Source organism: Streptomyces sp. NPDC056948 (assembly GCF_042674225.1).
GTDB lineage: Bacteria > Actinomycetota > Actinomycetes > Streptomycetales > Streptomycetaceae > Streptomyces > Streptomyces purpurascens.
The window spans coordinates 1-16818 of record NZ_JBHUQX010000022.1 but is presented as its reverse complement, the minus strand read 5'-3'; the positions used below and the strand labels follow the sequence as shown (position 1 = coordinate 16818).

Sequence of the window (16818 nt, the reverse complement as noted above, 5' to 3'; positions counted from 1 at the left end):
GCGCCCTACCAGCGCTGGATGGGCCGCTCCCCGGGGGTGAAGAGTTCCTCTTGAGCGCGGTCACGGGCCGTGAGGAGGGCGCCGCGCAGGACGGCGCCGCCGCCCAGGGTGGTCGTCCGCACCTCCGTGGGCAGGGGCGTCATCCGGGCGATACGGTCCTGCACCCGGCCGGCGAGCTCCTCACCACCGGCCTGCCCGACCTCACCCCCGAGCACCACGCACCCGGGGTCCAGAATCGCCACCACCGAGGCGACTCCGACGGCGAGCCGATCGGCGAGGGCGTCGAGGAAACGGACAGCCGGGGTGGCGGAGGGGGACGGGGGCACCTCGTCCCCGCTCGACGGAGGCGCCCCGTCCCTGCTCGACGGGGGCGCCCCGTCCCTGCTCGACGGAGGCACCTCGCCCTCCACGCCCCGCACCTGACCCGCCGCGGCCCTCACCACACCCACCGCCGCCCGTACCACTCCCACCACCGACGGCTCCTGTCCCGGCTCCGCCAAAATCCCGTGCTCCGCCGCCAGGTCCACGACCGCGGTCGACGCGGCCAGGCCGTGGAAGCCGCCCTCGCAGTCCGTCGCGGACGGCAGCGTGGTCGTGCCCGGGACCGGGAGGAAGCCGATTTCGCCGGTGCCGCCTGAGGCACCGCGTCGTAGCGCGCCGTCGAGGACCACGGCCGCGCCCGTGCCGTGGCCCAGCCAGAGCAGGACGAACGTGTCCCGGTCCCGGGCGGCGCCGTCGCGCTGCTCGGCCAGCGCCGCGAGGTTGGTCTCGTTCTCGACGCTCACCCGCGCCTCGGGCAGCCGCTCCTGGAGGGCGGCGACCAGACGCCGGTGCCACTCCGGCAGCCCGGAGGAGTCACGGAGTTCGCCGCTGGCCGGGTCGATCAGCCCGGGAGCCCCGATGCCGACGGTGTGCAGCCGGTCGGCGCCGGCCTCCTTCACCACCCGCTCGACCAGCGCGACCGCATGCTCCACGGCGGGACCCGTGGCCATGTCACCCCCGATGGGCACCGAGGCCTCGGCCAGTACCCGGCCCACCAGGTCGGCGACGGCCACGGAGACACCCTCGGTGCGTACGTCCAGCGCGGCGAGGTGCGCCCGGTCGGCGACGATGCCGTACACCTTGGCGTTGGGCCCGCGCCGCTGCTCCCCCGCCTCGCCGACCACCGAGATCAGTCCGGCGACGGTGAGGCGTTCGACGAGGTCGGCGACCGTCGGCCGGGACAGACCGGTGAGCTGCTTCAACTGCCCTGCCGTCAGCGGGCCCTCCTGCTGGAGCAGACGCAGGGCGAACCGGTCGTTGATGGCCCGGGCGGTGCTCGGGGATGCGGGCATGCCGGGATCCTTCCAGATCGGCGAGTCCGTCGGCCGTGGCCCGCCGGGAAACCCTCTTATTATCAGGCAGGGTTCCTGATAGTTTATGCCCGCATGACGTGAGCGCGGCAGAAACCTGGAGGGGGACCGCAGAATGGGCAACGTGGCCGACGAACTGCGCGAGGTGAAACGGTCCCGGTACGCCGTGGCCGCGGTCTTCGCCGTGCACGGCGCCGTGACCGGCTCGTTCGCCACCCGCGTGCCCTGGATCCAGGACCACGCGGGCGTGAGCGCCGGGCAGTTGGGGATCGCGCTCGCCTTCCCCGCGCTCGGCGCGTCCGTCGCGATGCCGCTCGCCGGCAGCGTCAGCCACCGGTTCGGGGCCCGCAACGCGCTGCGCGGACTGATCGCCCTGTGGACCCTCTCGCTGGTCCTGCCGTCCCTCGCCCCGAACCTGCTCACGCTCTGCCTGGCCCTGTTCACGTACGGCGCGACGGCGGGCATGGCGGACGTGGCGATGAACGCGCTGGGCGTCGAGATCGAGAACCGCCTCGGCCGGTCGATCATGTCCGGGCTGCACGGCATGTGGAGCGCAGGTGCCCTGATCGGCTCGGCGGCCGGCACGCTCGCCGCGCACCTCGGCTCGGACGCCCGGCTGCATCACGTGCTGGCCGCCGCGGTCCTCACCGTGATCGGCGTGGTGGCCTGCCAGTGGGTGCTCGATCTCCAGCCCGCCGAGGACGAGGAGCCGCCGCCGAGGTTCGCGCTGCCGCCCCGGTCGGCGCTGCTCATCGGCGCGATCGGGTTCTGCGCGGTGTTCGCCGAGGGCGCGAGCCTGGACTGGTCGGCGGTCTATCTGCGCGAGCAGTTGGAGACCTCGGCCGGTCTCGCGGCGGCCTGCACGACGGGCTTCACGCTCACCATGGCCATCGCCCGGTTCGCCGGCGACAGGGTCGTGGACCGCTTCGGTGCCGTGCGGACCGTACGGGTCAGCGGTGTGCTCGCCGTTCTCGGCGGTCTGCTGATCGTCGTCGCGGACCACCCGGCGGTGGCCATGAGCGGATTCGCGCTGATGGGGCTGGGCATCGCGGTCGTCGTGCCGCTGTGCTTCGCGGCGGCCGGCCGCAGCGGCTCCAACCCGAGCCTGGCCATCGCGGGCGTCGCGACCATCACGTACACCTCGGGCCTGATCGCGCCGAGCGCGATCGGCATGCTGGCCCAGGCGACCAGCCTGATGGTGTCGTTCTGCCTGGTGACGCTGCTGTCCTGCGGCCTGGTGGCGTTCGCGCGGGTGCTGCGCCCGGGCGACCGGGCGAAGATCAGCCGGCCGGAGGCGGCGGCGGTTCCGGACCCGCGGCCCTGAGCCGGCACCCGGCCGGGGTGGACACGCGGACGCCCTGATCAGCCCCGGTCATCAGCACCGTCGGCGCACCCGGACAATGGTCCGGATACTCACACGCACGACGAAAGCGATACCGCACCATGGATCTCGGCGTCCGCTGGAAACTGCACGGCGACGGACGCACCCCGGCGCCCGGCGCGGTGGTCCGCCCCGACGAGCGGCTCTCGTGGCCCCGCACGGCCGGACTCGGCGCCCAGCACGTGGTGGCCATGTTCGGTGCGTCCTTCGTGGCTCCGGTCCTGATGGGCCTGGACCCCAACCTCGCGATCATGATGTCGGGCGTCGCGACCGTCGTGTTCCTGCTGGCCACGCGCGGCCACGTCCCCAGTTACCTGGGCTGCTCGCTGTCCTTCGTGGGTGTGGCGGCGGTCATCCGCGCGCAGGGCGGCAGCAGCGCCACCGTCACCGGCGCGGTCTTCGTCGTCGGCGCCGCGCTGTTCCTGGTGGGGCTCGCCGTGCGGCGGTTCGGCGCGCGGATCATCCACGCCACGATGCCGCCGATCGTGACCGGCGCCGTGGTGATGCTGATCGGCTTCAACCTGGCGCCGGTGACGGCCTCGACGTACTGGCCGCAGGACCAGTGGACGGCTCTGCTGACGATGCTGTTCACCGGTCTGGCGGTCGTCTGTCTGCGCGGTTTCTGGTCCCGGATCGCGATCTTCCTGGGGCTGGTCTTCGGATACGGCATCTCCTGGGTGTTCGACCTGGTCTTCGGCAAGATCCACTCGGTGGACGCGAGCGGCAAGCTCACCGACCACTGGCGGCTCGACCTCTCCGGCGTGGACAAGGCCGACTGGATCGGGCTGCCGACGCTGCACGGCCCGTCCTTCGAGTGGTCGGCGATCCTGGTCGCCCTGCCGGTCGTCATCGCGCTGGTCGCGGAGAACGCCGGGCATGTGAAGGCGGTCGGCGAGATGACCGGCGAATCTCTGGACAACAGGCTCGGCACGGCGATCTCGGCCGACGGCGTCGGCTCGATGCTGTCCACGGCGGTCGGCGGCCCGCCCAACACCACGTACTCCGAGAACATCGGCGTGATGGCCGCGACCCGCGTCTACTCGACGGCCGCCTACTGGGCCGCCGCCGGCTTCGCCCTGCTGTTCGGCGTCTGCCCGAAGTTCGGCGCGGTCGTGGCGGCGATCCCGGGCGGGGTGCTCGGCGGCATCACCGTCATCCTGTACGGCATGATCGGCCTGCTCGGCGCCCAGATCTGGCTCAACGCCAGGGTGGATCTGCGCAATCCGCTGAACCTGGTCCCGGCGGCGGCGGGCATCATCATCGGCGTCGGCAACGTCACCATCAAGTTCACGGACACGTTCTCGCTGAGCGGCATCGCGCTCGGCACGATCGTCGTCATCACCGGCTACCACGCCCTGCGGGCCTTCGCCCCGGCCCATCTGAAGACACAGCATCCGCTGCTGGACGAGGGCACCTCGTCCTACGACGAGGACAAGCCGTAGCGTCCTACGGCGAGGCCGGCTCGTAGGGCCCTACGGCGCGGCCAGCTCGTAGGCGTACGACGCCGTGAAGGTCCCCGGCCTGCCCTTGCAGCCGTCCGACTCCCCGGGCAGCTTCACCCACAGATAGGCGTGGATCCGGGCCTCGCCGGTGCCGAGGGCCGGTGTCCGGCCGAGCTTGCGGCCCGACGGATCGCACCACTCCCCGTCGGCCGGGGCACCGTTGCCGTTGCGGCTGGTGTCAATGACGGCGCCCAGGCCCGCCGGGCCGCCGAGGGCGTCGAGGACCCGCCGGTCGTAGGCGATCTCGTCGACCGTGGTGTGGAAGTTGGAGACGTTGCTGAAGATCCCGTCGGAGGACTCGGGCGAGGCGGCGCCGGCCTGCCGCAGCCATGCCGCCTGCTTGCCGGGCGCGTTCCAGCCCGAGTGTCCCGCGTCGAAGTACACGCGTGCCCGGGGGTTGGCGGCCTTCAGGACGCGGCCGGCCCGGGCCAGCGAGGCGAAGCGGTCCGCGCGGTCACCGGCGGAGAGGCACTCGGTCTGGGCGACCGAGTCCGGCTCCAGGACGACGATGACCTCGCCGGAGCCCAGCCCCGCCGCGAACCGGTCGATCCAGGCGTCGTACGCCTCCAGATCGGGCGCCCCGCCCTGGGAGTGGCCGCCGCAGTCCCGGCCGGGTATCGCGTACGGCACGACGACGGGCACCCGGCCCTGTGCCGTACCGCCGGACGTCACCGCGGCGACCCGGGCGGTGAGCGTGTCCGGGGAGTAGTCGGCGAACCAGACGGCGGCCGGCCGTTCGGCGATGCGGGAGGCGATGACCGCGTGGCGCGGGTCGCCGTCGTGGGCCCGTATCCAGTCGAGCACCTGGGAGTCGGGGTGGCGGTAGAGCCGGCCGGTCACGGCACCGGCCGGCTTTCGCTTCCTGGTCTCGGTCCTCGGGGGTGATGGCGCGGGGACGGCGCTCTTCGTCGAAGACGGTGTGGGCGAGGCGGAGTCGGAGATCGACGGGGACACCGAGGGCACCGCGGGCAGGGGCGCGAAGCGGGGCGAGGCGGACACCTCGGGAGTCCGGGCCTCGTCCGAGGACCGCCGGTCGTCGACCGCGGAGAGCGCCCCGGCGACCACGCCGGCCGCGACCACGACGGAGGCCGCCACGACCATCGCGCCGCGCCGGGCGGCGCGCCTGCGCTCGGCCCTGCGGGCGGCCAGGCGCTGGGCACGTAAGCCTGACACGGTGCTGCTCCCCCTCCCCCTGCGGCGGGCGGCGTTCCCCCGTTTCGGGGAAGCGCCGGGCCAGCCGGTACTCCCGCCAGCCTAGAGCTGGGACTCTGCCCGCATGCCGCGATGCGAACAAGTCCCCACAGCCGTGGACACTCCGGTCGACGGAGTCATCTCCCGTATGCGCGCCCTCGATGCGGCCCTGCACCCCCGGGACGGGGTGGCGGTCTTCAACCGCGTCTACCTCGCCGTGACGGAGGCGGTGGACCGGTACGTCGACACCGGGCGGTTCGCGGACCCGCACGCCGCGATCACGCTGGACGTACGGTTCGCGCAGCGGTACCTGGAGGCCGTCGAGGCGGCGGCCGGCGAGCGGCGCCCACCCGCCTGCTGGCGGCCGCTGTTCCAGTTCCGCCGGCATCCCGGGGTACGGCCGTTGCAGTTCGCCCTCGCGGGCATCAACGCGCACATCGGGCACGATCTCGCGCTGGCCGTCGTGGACACCTGCCGTACGCTCGACTGCGCACCCGCCGACCTGGAGGACGAGTTCGACGCGGTGGGCGATCTCCTCGTCTCGCTGGAGGAGCGCATCCGCGAAGATCTGATGCCGGGCCCCGACCTCCTCCAGATCGCCGACCCGCTGACCCATCTGCTCGGCTCCTGGAGCCTGGACCGCGCCCGGGACGCCACCTGGACGGCGGCCCGGGCCCTGTGGGCACTGCGCGGACTCCCCGACGTGGCCCAGGAGTTCACCGAACACCTGGACGCGGCGGCGGGCCTCGCGGGGCGCATGCTGCTCACGCCGTTGCAGAGATGATCCAACTCGGTTGCCCTGGCGGCGACTTCGGTCGTGGGCTTGGTGACAGGATCGTTCACTACGCTGTGCGCGCATGGTCGGATTACGCGCGTGGGCGACTCGTCGGCGCAGCTCGGTGCTCTTGGTCCTCGATGCTCTGGGCGGCGTTTCCTGGGTGGCGCTCGGGCTCTCGCTCGCCCTGGTCTGGGGGAGCTTCGTCGGATTCGTCACGCGAAGCGAGGAGGAGGACCGGCGCGGTGGTGCCGCGATGGCACCGGCACCCCCGTCCGACCAGTTCTCCTATGCCGAGGAGATCGAGCGGGAGCGTCGCCACCTCTTCGACGTCACGGTCGTCCACACGAATCCTCGAGCCCTGGGGCTCGTGGCGGATGCGTCGCCGCGCCGGTTCCGGGTCGAGATTCCGGGCGCCCGGGTCGCGTCCGACCCCGGCGAGTCCCAGGCGGTCGCCAGCGCGGGTACGCAGATAGGGGTGAAGCTGCATTGCTCCGGTGCCGGTGTGCGGTGCACGCCACTGTCGTCGGAACGACAGAGTGTCCTGAACCGCAAGGACGTCGCCGTCTGGTTGTGGGAAGTGCGGGCCGAGCGTGCGGGGACGTTCAGCGTCGCGCTCACCATGACTTCCTACCTCCGCGACACCGACACGGTGCTGGTGGAGAAGCCGCCCCTGATCTGGAGCGTGGACGCGGTGGCGCCGCCGGCGGACGACGACTGGCTCTCCTGGGCCAGGGACCTGTGGCGACAGGTGACCGAGGCGATCACCGGCCTGGGCGGACTCGCCGTGTCCGTGAGCGCCATCGCCGCCGTGATCGCCATGGTGATCCGACGCAGGCTTCCGGCCGGTGAGCCGGACGACGACGCCGGCACCGCCCCTCCTGTACCGGAGGTCGGCCGACGCCCGCGGCCGCGACCGGTGCGGCGGGTACAGCGGGTGCGGCGGGTGCGCTCACGCCTCGGTCGGACCTCTCGCAGGGCCCGAGCCCGTCAGTCCTCCGGGAGTTCCACCGGCGCGATCTCGTCATAGACGTCGCCGGGCCCCGGGTTGGTCGGGTCGGTCGTGCCGCCGAAGTGGTGCATGACGCCCCAGACCGCGTTGAGGGCGGTCTGGACGGCTCCCTCGGCCCAGCCTGCCGTCCAGGAGATGTCGTCGCCGGCGAGGAAGATGCCGCGCTTGTCCTCGGGCAGCTCCTCCTGCACGAAGTGCGTGAACAGGCGCCGCTGGTAGCGGTAGTGGCCGGGCAGGTTGGCCTTGAACGCGCCCATGAAGTAGGGCTCGTTCTCCCAGGAGACGGTCACCGGGTTGCCGATGATGTGCTTGCGGATGTCGACCTTGGGATAGATCTCGCCGAGCGACTTCAGCATGACCTCCATCCGCTCGTTCGCGGACAGCGGCAGCCACTTCAGGCTGTCGTCGCACCAGGTGTAGGAGAGGCAGATGACGGCGGGCTTGTCCGGGCCGTCGTCGAGGAGGTAGGTACCGCGCGTCATACGGTCGGTGAGCGTCATCGACATGACGTCCCGGCCGGTCTCCTCGTCCTTGTCCAGCCAGAACGGCCGGTCCACGGGCACGAAGAGCTTCGAGGACTCCATGTAGTGGGTCCGCTCGATCGCGGTCCAGTGGTCGATCGGGAAGAGCGAGTCGTCACAGGCGATCTTCGACAGCAGCATCCAGGACTGGGCGGTGAAGATCGCCGTCCGGTAGGTGCGAATGTCGCCGTGCGCGTCGGTTACCGTGATGCGGTTGCCGGCCGTGCGGTCCAGCCGGGTCACCGCCGGGCGCGGCTCGCCGCCCTCGTGCAGGCTCGCGAGCGAGGTCCCGTAGGCCCAGTGGACGATCTTCTCCGGCTCACGCTCCCAGAGGCGCAGCGGCAACTGCTGGGAGCCGCCGACGATGCCGCGGTGGTGGTCGTCGGCCTCGGTGTAGACGACGCGCAGGATCTCCAGGATGGAGTTGGGGAAGTCGGTGTCCCAGCCGCCCGTGCCGAAGCCGACCTGGCCGAAGATCTCGCGGTGCCGGAAGGACTTGAACGCCTCGGAGTCGCAGAGGAAGCCGTAGAAGGTCTGGTTGTCGAGCTTCTCGACGAGCCGGGACCAGATCTCGCGGATGCGCGGGACGTCCCGCTCCCGCAGGGCCTGGTTCATGTCGGAGAAGTCGGCGCCCTCCTCCAGGCACCTGTTCCACGCCTCGGCGACGTCCCGGTAGACCTGGGGCAGGTCGGCGACCGTCTCGGCGTAGTGCGACTCGCCCTTGAGGTCGACGACGGTCGACGGGGTCGCCTCCGCGAGGGGGTTGGGGAAGGACTGCGTCTGAAGACCGACCAGGTCGATGTAGTGCTGGAGCGCGGTGGACGACGGCGGGAAGCGCATCGCGCCCATCTCGGCGGTGAGGGACTCGTCGCACCCGTCGAAGCCCACCGTCCGCAGCCGGCCGCCGATTTGATCGGCCTCGTACACGACCGGCTTGAGGCCCATCTTCATCAGCTCGTACGCGGCGACGATGCCGGAGAGGCCGCCGCCGATGACCGCGACCTCCGTGCCGTGCTCGGTCGCGGGTATCTGCCCGAGACCCGCCGGGTGGGCGAGGAAGTCGTCGTAGGCGTACGGGAAGTCCGGGCCGAACATGGTGATCGGCGGCTGCTGCGCGTCTGCGTGCTCGACGGCGTTGGGCACGGTGGACGTCATGGGGTACGGACTCCTTGCAGAAGAGACAAACAGGTGTGAGGGGATCAGACGAGCGACCCGTAGAGGCCCGGGCGCCGGTCGAGCAGATACGGATTGGCCTCGCGGGACGCGGCGAGGAAGGCCGGGTCGACGTCGGCGAGGGCGAGCTCCTCGCCCCGTCCGGCCCGGGCGCGGGCGACCCCGTCGGGCCCGGCGAGCGTGGACAGCCCCACGAACTCGAACTCGCCTTCCCGGCCGACCCGGTTGACGTACGCGACGTACATCTGGTTCTCGAAGGCACGCACCGGGATCATCGACTCGGCGACGAACTGGAACGGGTGCATCTGGGCCGTCGGGACCAGAAGCAGGTCGGTGCCGGCGAGGGCGTGGGCGCGGACGTTCTCCGGGAACTCCACGTCGTAGCAGATCAGGATCCCGACGCGCAGACCGTCGATCTCCGCCTGGACGACCGGCTGGTCCCCCGGGGTGAAGTGGTCGCGCTCGAAGCAGCCGAAGAGGTGGGTCTTGCGGTAGTTCGCGAGCCGGGTGCCGTCGGCGGAGATGAGCTGGGCGGAGTTGAACACGGCGTCGCCCGCCCGCTCGGGGTAGCCGTAGGCGATCGCCAGCCCGTGGCCGGTCGCGATCTCGGCGATGGCGTCCGCGCAGTCTCCGTCGGCGGGCTCGGCGAGGCGACCGATGTCGTCGCCGATCGCGTACCCCGTCAGGAACATCTCCGCCGTGACGAGCAGCCCGGCGCCCGCGGCGGCGGCACGGCCCGCGGCCTCGTCGAGGACCTTGAGGTTCTCGACGGTGGAGCCGGGGCTGCCGGAGCTCTGGAGCAGGGCGGTGCGCATGCGTGTTCCTCACCGGTACGCGGGGATTTCGGGGGCCTGATAGACGGTACGGTCGGCGGGCTCGGCCGGACAAGGAGCAGCCGTTGCGCGCCGGTGAGCTGATCATTGCGTCCCTCGACGGCTCGGCGGCGATTCGTTGCGGGCCCGCGGTCGTACGTCGGTCCTCCCGTAGGCGCAGGCCCGTGCGGTGCTCCCCCGCCGGGCGGCGGAGGCGGGGTGACGTCCCCGGTGCGATGTGGCGCGGGCGCCGTGCCGGAACAGTGGTGAGCGTTCCGACGACCTGCTTCCCTTTGCGGAAAGGACCGCCATGAACCGCCGTACGAAGACCGCCGTGTTCGGGGCCGCGCTGCTGCTCACCGCGACCGCCGCCGCGGCCTCCGCCGCCGCGTCCTCCGGCTCCGGCTCCGGCTCCGGCTCCGGCTCCCCGGTGCAGGCGCGTGAGGCCGCCGCGCTCACCGGCAAGGCCAAGCTGTACCGCTCGGCCGGGGACGACATCACCTTCTCCTTCGACGCGCATCTGGCGGCGAAGGACAAGGCCGACCCGACGAAGGCCACCGGCACCTTCGAGTGGAGCCACTACCTGAACGGCGAGGGCGCCCGGGCGAAGGCGAAGGTCGACTGCCTGCTCACCGGCGGCAAGGTGGCCGTCGTCTCCGGTGTCATCACCTCCTCCGACCTGCCCGGCGCGAAGGGCAAGCGGGTCGGGATCACCGTGCACGACCTCGGTCACCGCGACCGGCTCGGCTACAGCTGGGCCTCGACGGGCACCCCGGTCGAAACGAAGGACCTGCCCAAGTGCGTGGGCTCCGCGCCCTTCGAGAAGGTCAAGAAGGGGACCGGCGACTTCTCGGTCACCCCCTGGCAGCCCGACCTCTAGCAGCCAGCAGCAGCGCGGCCACCAGGTACGGCACGGCGAACCACACGAAGGCCGTGCCGTGTCCGGTGGCCGTGCCGAGCGCCCCGTAGCCGAAGTACACGGCGACGGTGGCCAGGTCCGTGCCAAGACCGGCGACCGAGGTGAGGGTGGCCCGGCCGGAGTCGTCGATGCGCTGCTGGAGCCGGGCGTCGGCCAGCACGCTCGCCGCCTGGAAGCCGCCGAAGGCGAGCGCCACGAGGGCGATTCCGGCCAGGGTGCCGACGCCGGCGCCCACGGCCAGGGCGAGTGCCGCGCCCGCGAGCAGCGCCGCGAGGCCCTTGGCGCCGAGGCGTTCGCCCGCCCCGGCCAGCAGTCCTCCGGCTGTGGCGCCCGCCCAGATCAGCAGCAGCAGGTAGGGCACCAGCGCGTCGGAGACACCGGTGTCCCTCACCAGCAGCGGCGTGTACTCGTCGAGGGCGCCCCACACGGCGGTGACGGCCGGGACCAGGAGAAGCGCTCCGCGTACGGACCGGTCGGCGCGGGCCTCGGCGAGCCCGGCCTTCAGGGTCGCCGCCCAGCTTTCCTGCCCTGCCGCCGGGGTCCGGTGTTCCGGGAGCCGGGTCGCGGTCGCCGCCGCCAGCAGGCACACCAGCACGCTGGCGGCGCCGACGGCGGTGTGGCCGCCCCGGGCGAACACCGGTCCGGCCAGTCCGGTCGCCGCCATCACGGCCACCAGGCCTGCCGCCCGGGCCCGGCCCATGACACGGGCGTACCGGTCGGCCGCGCCGAGCCGCTCCAGTTCGTCGTGGACCAGTGCCTCGTACGCGCCGGAGGCGAGGGCTCCGCCCGCGCCCCACAGCACGAAGCCCAGCGCGAAGGCGCCGTACGACGGGAGGAGCGTCCACAGGGCGAAGCCGACGGCGGTGAGCAGCGGGCCGAGCCACAGCAGCGCCCGCCGGGAGACGGCGTCGGCCCAGGCGCCGGAGGGGACCTCCAGCAGCACGCCGGTGATCGACCACAGGGCGAACAGGGAGGAGATCTGCCAGACCGAAAGGCCGGTGTCGCGGAACAGGAGCGCGTACACCGGGTAGAGCAGGACGAAGTCCTCGAGGAACGCGTAGCCGTACAGCGTGCCGGTCAGCCGGCGAACGCCGGAGTCGCGGCGCGTGCGGCGGCCGGGGCGGTCCTCGAAAGGCGCGGCTGTGGATCAATGTCGCCAGGTCATGACACCGATGGTAGGCCGGTCGGGCACATCACGCCGCTGAATTACGTGGGCGATCCCGACGAGAAGCGCCGCAGCAGCGGCGACAGCACGAGCACGGACTTGGTCCGCTCGACGAACGGCTCCCCGGCGATCCGCTCCAGGACCCGTTCGAAGTGCCGCATGTCGGAGGCGAAGACCTGGGCGATCGCGTCCGCGTCCCCGGTGACGGTGGACGCGGCCACGACCTCCTGATAGCGCTCCAGGCCCCGCTGGATGGTCTCCGGGGAGGTGTTGCCCCGGCAGTAGATCTCGACGAACCCCTCGGTCTCCCAGCCGAGGGCGCCCGGGTCCACCCGGACGGTGAAGCCGGTGATGGCTCCGGTGGCGCGCAGCCGGTCCACCCGCCGTTTCACGGCGGGCGCGGACAGTCCGACGATCTGGCCGATGTCGGCGTAGGAGCGGCGGGCGTCCTCGGCGAGGGCGTGCACGATGCGTTCGTCGAGATCGTTCAGCACAGTGGGTTGATCACTTTTCGGATGGTGCGAGTCGGGAACGGCGATAGCCGTACACGAAGTAGAACACGAGCCCGACGGCCATCCAGACACCGAAGACCACCCAGGTCACGGCCGACAGGCTGCCCATCATCCACAGACAGAAACCGAAGCCCAGCGCGGGCATGACCGGGGAGAGCGGCACCCGGAAGGTGCGGGGCATGTCCGGGCGGGTCCGGCGCAGCACCACGACGGCCACGTTGACGAGCGCGAAGGCGAACAGGGTGCCGATGCTGGTGGCGTCGGCGAGCTGCCCGAGCGGGATCGCGGCGGCCAGCACACCGCAGAACAGCGACACGATCAGGGTGTTGGCGCGGGGGGTCTTGGTCTTCGGGTGGACCTTGGAGAAGACCTTGGGCACCAGCCCGTCGCGGGACATGGCGAAGAGGATGCGGGTCTGGCCGTACAGCACGGTCAGGACCACGCTGGCGATGGCGATGACCGCGCAGAACGCCAGCAGCGTGCCCCAGAAGGTCTGCCCGGTGACCTCGCGCATGATCTGGGCGAGGGCGGCCTCGGAGTCGGTGAAGTTCTTCCAGGGCTTGGCGCCGACAGCGACGGCCGCGACGAGGACGTACAGCAGCGTGACGATGACCAGCGACAGCATGATCGCGCGGGGCAGGTCGCGCTGCGCGTTCTTCGCCTCCTCGCCGGCGGTGGAGGCGGCGTCGAAGCCGATGTAGGAGAAGAACAGCGTGGCTCCGGCGGCGCTGACGCCCGCCATGCCCAGCGGCATGAAGTTCTCGTAGTTGCCGGAGCGGAAGCCCTGGACGCCGATGGCGCAGAACAGCACCAGCGCGGCGATCTTCACGATGACCATGACGGTGTTGGCGCGGGCGGACTCCTTGGCGCCGCCCAGCAGGAACGCCATCGCGAGCAGCACGACGATCAGCGCGGGCAGGTTGAACACGCCGCCGTCGCCGGGCGGGGCGGACAGGGCGGCCGGGATGGTGACGCCGATGGTCCCGTCGAGGAATTCGTTGAGGTACTCACCCCAGCCGACCGCGACGGCGGCGACGGACACGCCGTACTCCAGGACCAGGCACCAGCCGCAGACCCAGGCGATCAGCTCACCCATCGTTGCGTACGCATACGAGTACGAGGACCCGGCGACCGGGATGGTGCCCGCGAGCTCGGCGTACGACAGGGCCGAGAACAGGGCGGTGAGGCCGGCGATGACGAAGGAGAGCGTGACGGCCGGGCCGGCCTTGGGGACGGCCTCACCGAGGACGACGAAGATGCCCGTGCCGAGGGTGGCACCGATGCTGATCATGGTGAGCTGCCACAGGCCGAGGGAGCGCCGCAGCGACCCTCCCTCGCCCTGGCCACCCTCCGCGACCAGGTGTTCCACCGGCTTGCGACGCATGAGGCGCGCACCCACGCCCGGGGCGGGCGGGTCGGTCTGACTACTGCTGTGCGGGGGTGCGCCTTGGTCGAGCACGTGCTGGGCTCCTTATCGCTGCCGGTCAGGGCGGCAGGGACCGGCGGCACCTCTGGAGCAGAGACCCACCGAGCGGGGTCCCTGCCACGCCACGTACGAGGCGACAGCCTACGAGCATCGGCGTTGCTGGTGAAATGCAGCAACCTTGCGCATGCCCGCAAGATCGTTGCGTTCCTCGGGGCTCGGTGGGTGTTCGTTGCGGGACGGCTGTCGACCGTTGCGTGACGGGCCGTCAGAGGGACGTACCCCACACCTGCGAACGGCCCCCGGATTCCCGCAGGGCGGGACACCGAGGGCCGTGCGAAAGGGCGTTGGCCTGTCAGCTCCAGCTTGCGTGCAGGGGCTGGCCCTCGGCGTAGCCGGCGGCGCTCTGGATGCCGACGATGGCCTTCTCGGCGAATTCCTCCAGGGAGCCGGCACCGGCGTAGGTGCAGGAGGAGCGGACGCCCGCGATGACCGAGTCGATCAGGTCCTCGACGCCCGGGCGGGACGGGTCGAGGAACATGCGGGAGGTGGAGATGCCCTCCTCGAACAGCGCCTTGCGGGCGCGGTCGTACGCCGACTCCTCCGAGGTGCGGTTGCGCACGGCACGCGCGGACGCCATGCCGAAGGACTCCTTGTACGCCCGTCCCTGCGCGTCGTGCTGGAGGTCGCCCGGGGACTCGTAGGTGCCCGCGAACCAGGAGCCGACCATCACGTTGGACGCACCGGCCGCGAGCGCCATCGCCACGTCCCGCGGGTGGCGGACGCCGCCGTCGGCCCACACGTGCTTGCCGTACTTCTTCGCCTCGGCGGCGCACTCCAGGACGGCGGAGAACTGCGGCCGGCCGACGCCGGTCATCATGCGGGTGGTGCACATGGCGCCGGGTCCGACACCGACCTTGACGATGTCCGCGCCCGCCTCGATCAGGTCGCGCACGCCGGCGGCGGCCACGACGTTGCCCGCGACGATCGGCACCCGCGGGTCGAGGTCGCGCACCAGCTTCAGGGCGCTGATCATCGACTCCTGGTGGCCGTGCGCGGTGTCGATGACGAGCGCGTCCACGCCCGCGTCCAGCAGTTCCTGGGCCTTGCCCGCGACATCGCCGTTGATGCCGACGGCGGCGGCGACGCGCAGCCGGCCCTGCGCGTCGGTGGCGGGCTTGTAGAGCGTGGCGCGCAGGGCGCCCTTGCGGGTGAGGATGCCGGCGAGCGTGCCGTCCTTGTGGACGGCGGGGGCGTAGCGGCGGTTGGCGTGGTCGAGGGTGTTGAAGGCCTCGCCCGGGTCCATGTCCGCGTCGATGAGCAGCAGGTCCCGGGACATGACCTCCGTGAGCTGCGTGAAGCGGTCCACGCCGGACAGGTCGGAGTCGGTGACCACGCCGATCGGCCGGTGGTTCTCGTCGACGACGACCCCGGCGTTGTGCGCGCGCTTGGGCAGCAGCGCCAGCGCGTCCGCGACGGTCTGGTGCGGGGCCAGCATGATCGGGGTGTCCAGGACCAGGTGGCGGCTCTTCACCCAGGAGACGACGTCGGTGACCACGTCGTTGGGGATGTCCTGCGGTATGACGACGAGGCCGCCGCGGCGGGCCACGGTCTCGGCCATGCGGCGGCCGGCGATGGCGGTCATGTTGGCGACGACGAGCGGGATGGTGGTGCCCGTGCCGTCCGGGGAGCTGAGGTCGACGCCCTGTCGCGAGCCGACCGCGGAGCGGCTCGGCACCATGAAGACGTCGTCGTACGTCAGGTCGTACCCGGGCTGGATGTCATTGAGGAAACGCACGTGCTGCACATCCCAGTCGTTCAGAGGTGACCCCCGAACCGGACGGTCCGGGGGAAAGAGCACGTACTTCATTGTCCCACGACGACGGCCCGGAGGTCCCTGAGCAGATCATCCAGGCTGGTCAGGGGGCCTCTCGGAGGATGCTCCAAGCCCGAGGGTCACGAAGAGACCCGGGCCCCGGTCCGTCGCCTCGGCGAAGATCTCCTCCGCGACCTGCCACTCCTCGGGCCGCGTCTGGGCGTACGTCCGCCAGCCCCGCACGACGACCAGCAGCCCCCGCTCCTCGGACCCCTCGGGCCAGAGGGCGGGGTCGGCCAGGCAGTCGGCGAGGGCGTCCCAGTTCCGGCCGAACCAGTCGGGCAGGACCAGGTCACGGGCGCAGCGGTCCATGAGGCCCGCCTTGTCCGTGACCCCGTCGAGGTCCAGGACGAGCACGATCCGGCCCGCCGGGTCGTCCGGCACCTGGTGCGGCTCCCTCACCATCCGTCAGACTCCGTCCGGGTCGGCCCTGTTGAGCGCGGACTTCGGCGCCGGGCCCGCCGTCATCAGGTAGTCCGCGGCCGACGTGTCCGTGACCAGGCTGGTGACCAGCCCGGACCGCAGCACCGCGTCGATCGCGGGGCCCTTGCGCTGCCCGCCCGCGATGGCGACGACCTCGGGGACGCGGCGGAGCTGGTGGGTCTTGACCGTGATGCACCGCTCACCCAGGTCCCGGCCGACCCGGCGGCCCTCGGAGTCGAAGAGGTGCGCGGACATCTCGGCGGCGACACCGAGGGACGCGTAGTGCGCGCGCTCCTCGTCACTGAGCATGTCGTGCACCGTGGAGATGCCGGGCTCCCAGGAGCCGATGGAGACACAGGCGACGGTGACCTTGTCGAAGTGCTCGAAGGCCCGGGCGATCCCCGTCTGATTGCGCAGCGCCATGGCCGTGGCCGCGTCGGGCAGCAGCATCGGCGCGTAGATGGGGTGGGCGTCACCCCCGGACACCTGGGCGGCGCGGCGTACGGCCTCGACCGAGCCGCGCTCGGCGGTCCCGGCGTCGTACACGCCCGTAAGCTGCACCACCGTGCACGGCGGCAGCCGGTCGAGCGCCGCCGCCATGTGGATCGTGGAACGGCCCCAGGCCAGTCCCAGCACATCACCTTCGTTGACCAGTTCGCCGAGCAGGTCGGCGGCCACCTCTCCCAGGTTCTCGGGGTCGGGTGTCTCCTCGGCCTCGGCCGGAGACTCGACCACGACAGCGTGCCTGAGGCCGTAGCGGGCGCGGAGCGCGTCCGAGCGC

General features: G+C 71.8%; 15 protein-coding genes. 5 read left to right on the top strand and 10 right to left on the bottom strand.

Annotation, left to right across the window (positions count from 1 at the left end; translation table 11 throughout):
- Positions 1-5 precede the first annotated feature (5 nt).
- On the bottom strand, positions 6-1334 hold the full coding sequence (locus tag ACFTZL_RS04970) for an ROK family transcriptional regulator (RefSeq protein WP_382578361.1): 1329 nt from the start codon (positions 1332-1334) through the stop codon (positions 6-8).
- A gap of 133 nt (positions 1335-1467) precedes the next feature.
- Here ACFTZL_RS04970 and ACFTZL_RS04965 point away from each other — a divergent pair, with 133 nt between their 5' ends.
- Both ACFTZL_RS04965 and ACFTZL_RS04960 read left to right on the top strand, forming a co-directional pair.
- Positions 1468-2676, top strand: coding sequence for an MFS transporter (locus tag ACFTZL_RS04965; protein WP_382578358.1), 1209 nt, complete (start codon positions 1468-1470; stop codon positions 2674-2676).
- A 119-nt stretch (positions 2677-2795) separates the two neighbouring features.
- A complete protein-coding gene (locus ACFTZL_RS04960; protein WP_382578356.1) occupies positions 2796-4175 on the top strand; it encodes a uracil-xanthine permease family protein in 1380 nt (459 codons plus the stop codon).
- Between the two features lie 30 nt (positions 4176-4205).
- Here ACFTZL_RS04960 and ACFTZL_RS04955 read toward each other — a convergent pair whose 3' ends face one another.
- Positions 4206-5336, bottom strand: coding sequence for a glycoside hydrolase family 6 protein (locus ACFTZL_RS04955; RefSeq protein WP_382578412.1), 1131 nt, complete (start codon positions 5334-5336; stop codon positions 4206-4208).
- Between the two features lie 175 nt (positions 5337-5511).
- On the opposite strand from ACFTZL_RS04955, the gene ACFTZL_RS04950 reads away from it, so the two are divergent.
- Together ACFTZL_RS04950 and ACFTZL_RS04945 are read left to right on the top strand one after the other, a co-directional pair.
- A complete protein-coding gene (locus ACFTZL_RS04950; protein WP_382578354.1) occupies positions 5512-6210 on the top strand; it encodes a DUF5995 family protein in 699 nt (232 codons plus the stop codon).
- A gap of 73 nt (positions 6211-6283) precedes the next feature.
- Positions 6284-7231: a hypothetical protein gene (locus ACFTZL_RS04945; protein WP_382578352.1), complete on the top strand. Its 948-nt coding sequence runs from the start codon at positions 6284-6286 to the stop codon at positions 7229-7231.
- Here ACFTZL_RS04945 and ACFTZL_RS04940 read toward each other — a convergent pair.
- Together ACFTZL_RS04940 and ACFTZL_RS04935 are read right to left on the bottom strand one after the other, a co-directional pair.
- The gene (locus ACFTZL_RS04940) at positions 7192-8889 is read right to left on the bottom strand and encodes a flavin monoamine oxidase family protein (protein ID WP_382578350.1); all 1698 of its coding nucleotides are present in this window, start codon (positions 8887-8889) and stop codon (positions 7192-7194) included. The genes ACFTZL_RS04945 and ACFTZL_RS04940 overlap by 40 nt on opposite strands.
- A gap of 44 nt (positions 8890-8933) precedes the next feature.
- A complete protein-coding gene (locus ACFTZL_RS04935; protein ID WP_382578347.1) occupies positions 8934-9722 on the bottom strand; it encodes a carbon-nitrogen hydrolase family protein in 789 nt (262 codons plus the stop codon).
- A 307-nt stretch (positions 9723-10029) separates the two neighbouring features.
- On the opposite strand from ACFTZL_RS04935, the gene ACFTZL_RS04930 reads away from it, so the two are divergent.
- Positions 10030-10599 carry a Repetin gene (locus tag ACFTZL_RS04930; protein ID WP_382578344.1) on the top strand — a complete coding sequence of 190 codons (570 nt, stop codon included), beginning with the start codon at positions 10030-10032 and terminating at the stop codon, positions 10597-10599.
- Here the strand turns inward: ACFTZL_RS04930 and ACFTZL_RS04925 are convergent.
- The 6 genes from ACFTZL_RS04925 to ACFTZL_RS04900 form a co-directional block, all read right to left on the bottom strand.
- Positions 10574-11719, bottom strand: coding sequence for an MFS transporter (locus tag ACFTZL_RS04925; RefSeq protein WP_382578409.1), 1146 nt, complete (start codon positions 11717-11719; stop codon positions 10574-10576). The two genes, ACFTZL_RS04930 and ACFTZL_RS04925, sit on opposite strands and share 26 nt — an antisense overlap.
- Before the next feature lie 125 nt (positions 11720-11844).
- On the bottom strand, positions 11845-12297 hold the full coding sequence (locus ACFTZL_RS04920; RefSeq protein ID WP_003988931.1) for an Lrp/AsnC family transcriptional regulator: 453 nt from the start codon (positions 12295-12297) through the stop codon (positions 11845-11847).
- A 10-nt stretch (positions 12298-12307) separates the two neighbouring features.
- Entirely contained in the window at positions 12308-13774 is a 1467-nt protein-coding gene (locus ACFTZL_RS04915; protein WP_382578341.1) for an amino acid permease, read from the bottom strand.
- 319 nt (positions 13775-14093) lie between these two features.
- A complete protein-coding gene (locus ACFTZL_RS04910) occupies positions 14094-15536 on the bottom strand; it encodes a GuaB1 family IMP dehydrogenase-related protein (RefSeq protein ID WP_382578339.1) in 1443 nt (480 codons plus the stop codon).
- Positions 15537-15644: 108 nt separating this feature from the next.
- Positions 15645-15998: a barstar family protein gene (locus ACFTZL_RS04905; RefSeq protein WP_382578408.1), complete on the bottom strand. Its 354-nt coding sequence runs from the start codon at positions 15996-15998 to the stop codon at positions 15645-15647.
- Between the two features lie 24 nt (positions 15999-16022).
- Positions 16023-16818, bottom strand: a 796-nt coding sequence (locus tag ACFTZL_RS04900; RefSeq protein WP_382578335.1) for a sugar-binding domain-containing protein, incomplete at its 5' end; no start/stop codon positions are given.

Bases quoted from the DNA above. Each gene is read 5' to 3' on its own strand.
- ACFTZL_RS04935 (WP_382578347.1), bottom strand. From the start codon at position 9,722: ATGCGCACCGCCCTGCTCCAGAGCTCCGGCAGCCCCGGCTCCACCGTC.
- ACFTZL_RS04965 (WP_382578358.1), top strand. From the start codon at position 1,468: ATGGGCAACGTGGCCGACGAACTGCGCGAGGTGAAACGGTCCCGGTAC.
- ACFTZL_RS04955 (WP_382578412.1), bottom strand. From the start codon at position 5,336: ATGGTCGTGGCGGCCTCCGTCGTGGTCGCGGCCGGCGTGGTCGCCGGG.
- ACFTZL_RS04945 (WP_382578352.1), top strand. From the start codon at position 6,284: ATGGTCGGATTACGCGCGTGGGCGACTCGTCGGCGCAGCTCGGTGCTC.
- ACFTZL_RS04960 (WP_382578356.1), top strand. From the start codon at position 2,796: ATGGATCTCGGCGTCCGCTGGAAACTGCACGGCGACGGACGCACCCCG.
- ACFTZL_RS04930 (WP_382578344.1), top strand. From the start codon at position 10,030: ATGAACCGCCGTACGAAGACCGCCGTGTTCGGGGCCGCGCTGCTGCTC.
- ACFTZL_RS04950 (WP_382578354.1), top strand. From the start codon at position 5,512: ATGCCGCGATGCGAACAAGTCCCCACAGCCGTGGACACTCCGGTCGAC.
- ACFTZL_RS04970 (WP_382578361.1), bottom strand. From the start codon at position 1,334: ATGCCCGCATCCCCGAGCACCGCCCGGGCCATCAACGACCGGTTCGCC.
- ACFTZL_RS04940 (WP_382578350.1), bottom strand. From the start codon at position 8,889: ATGACGTCCACCGTGCCCAACGCCGTCGAGCACGCAGACGCGCAGCAG.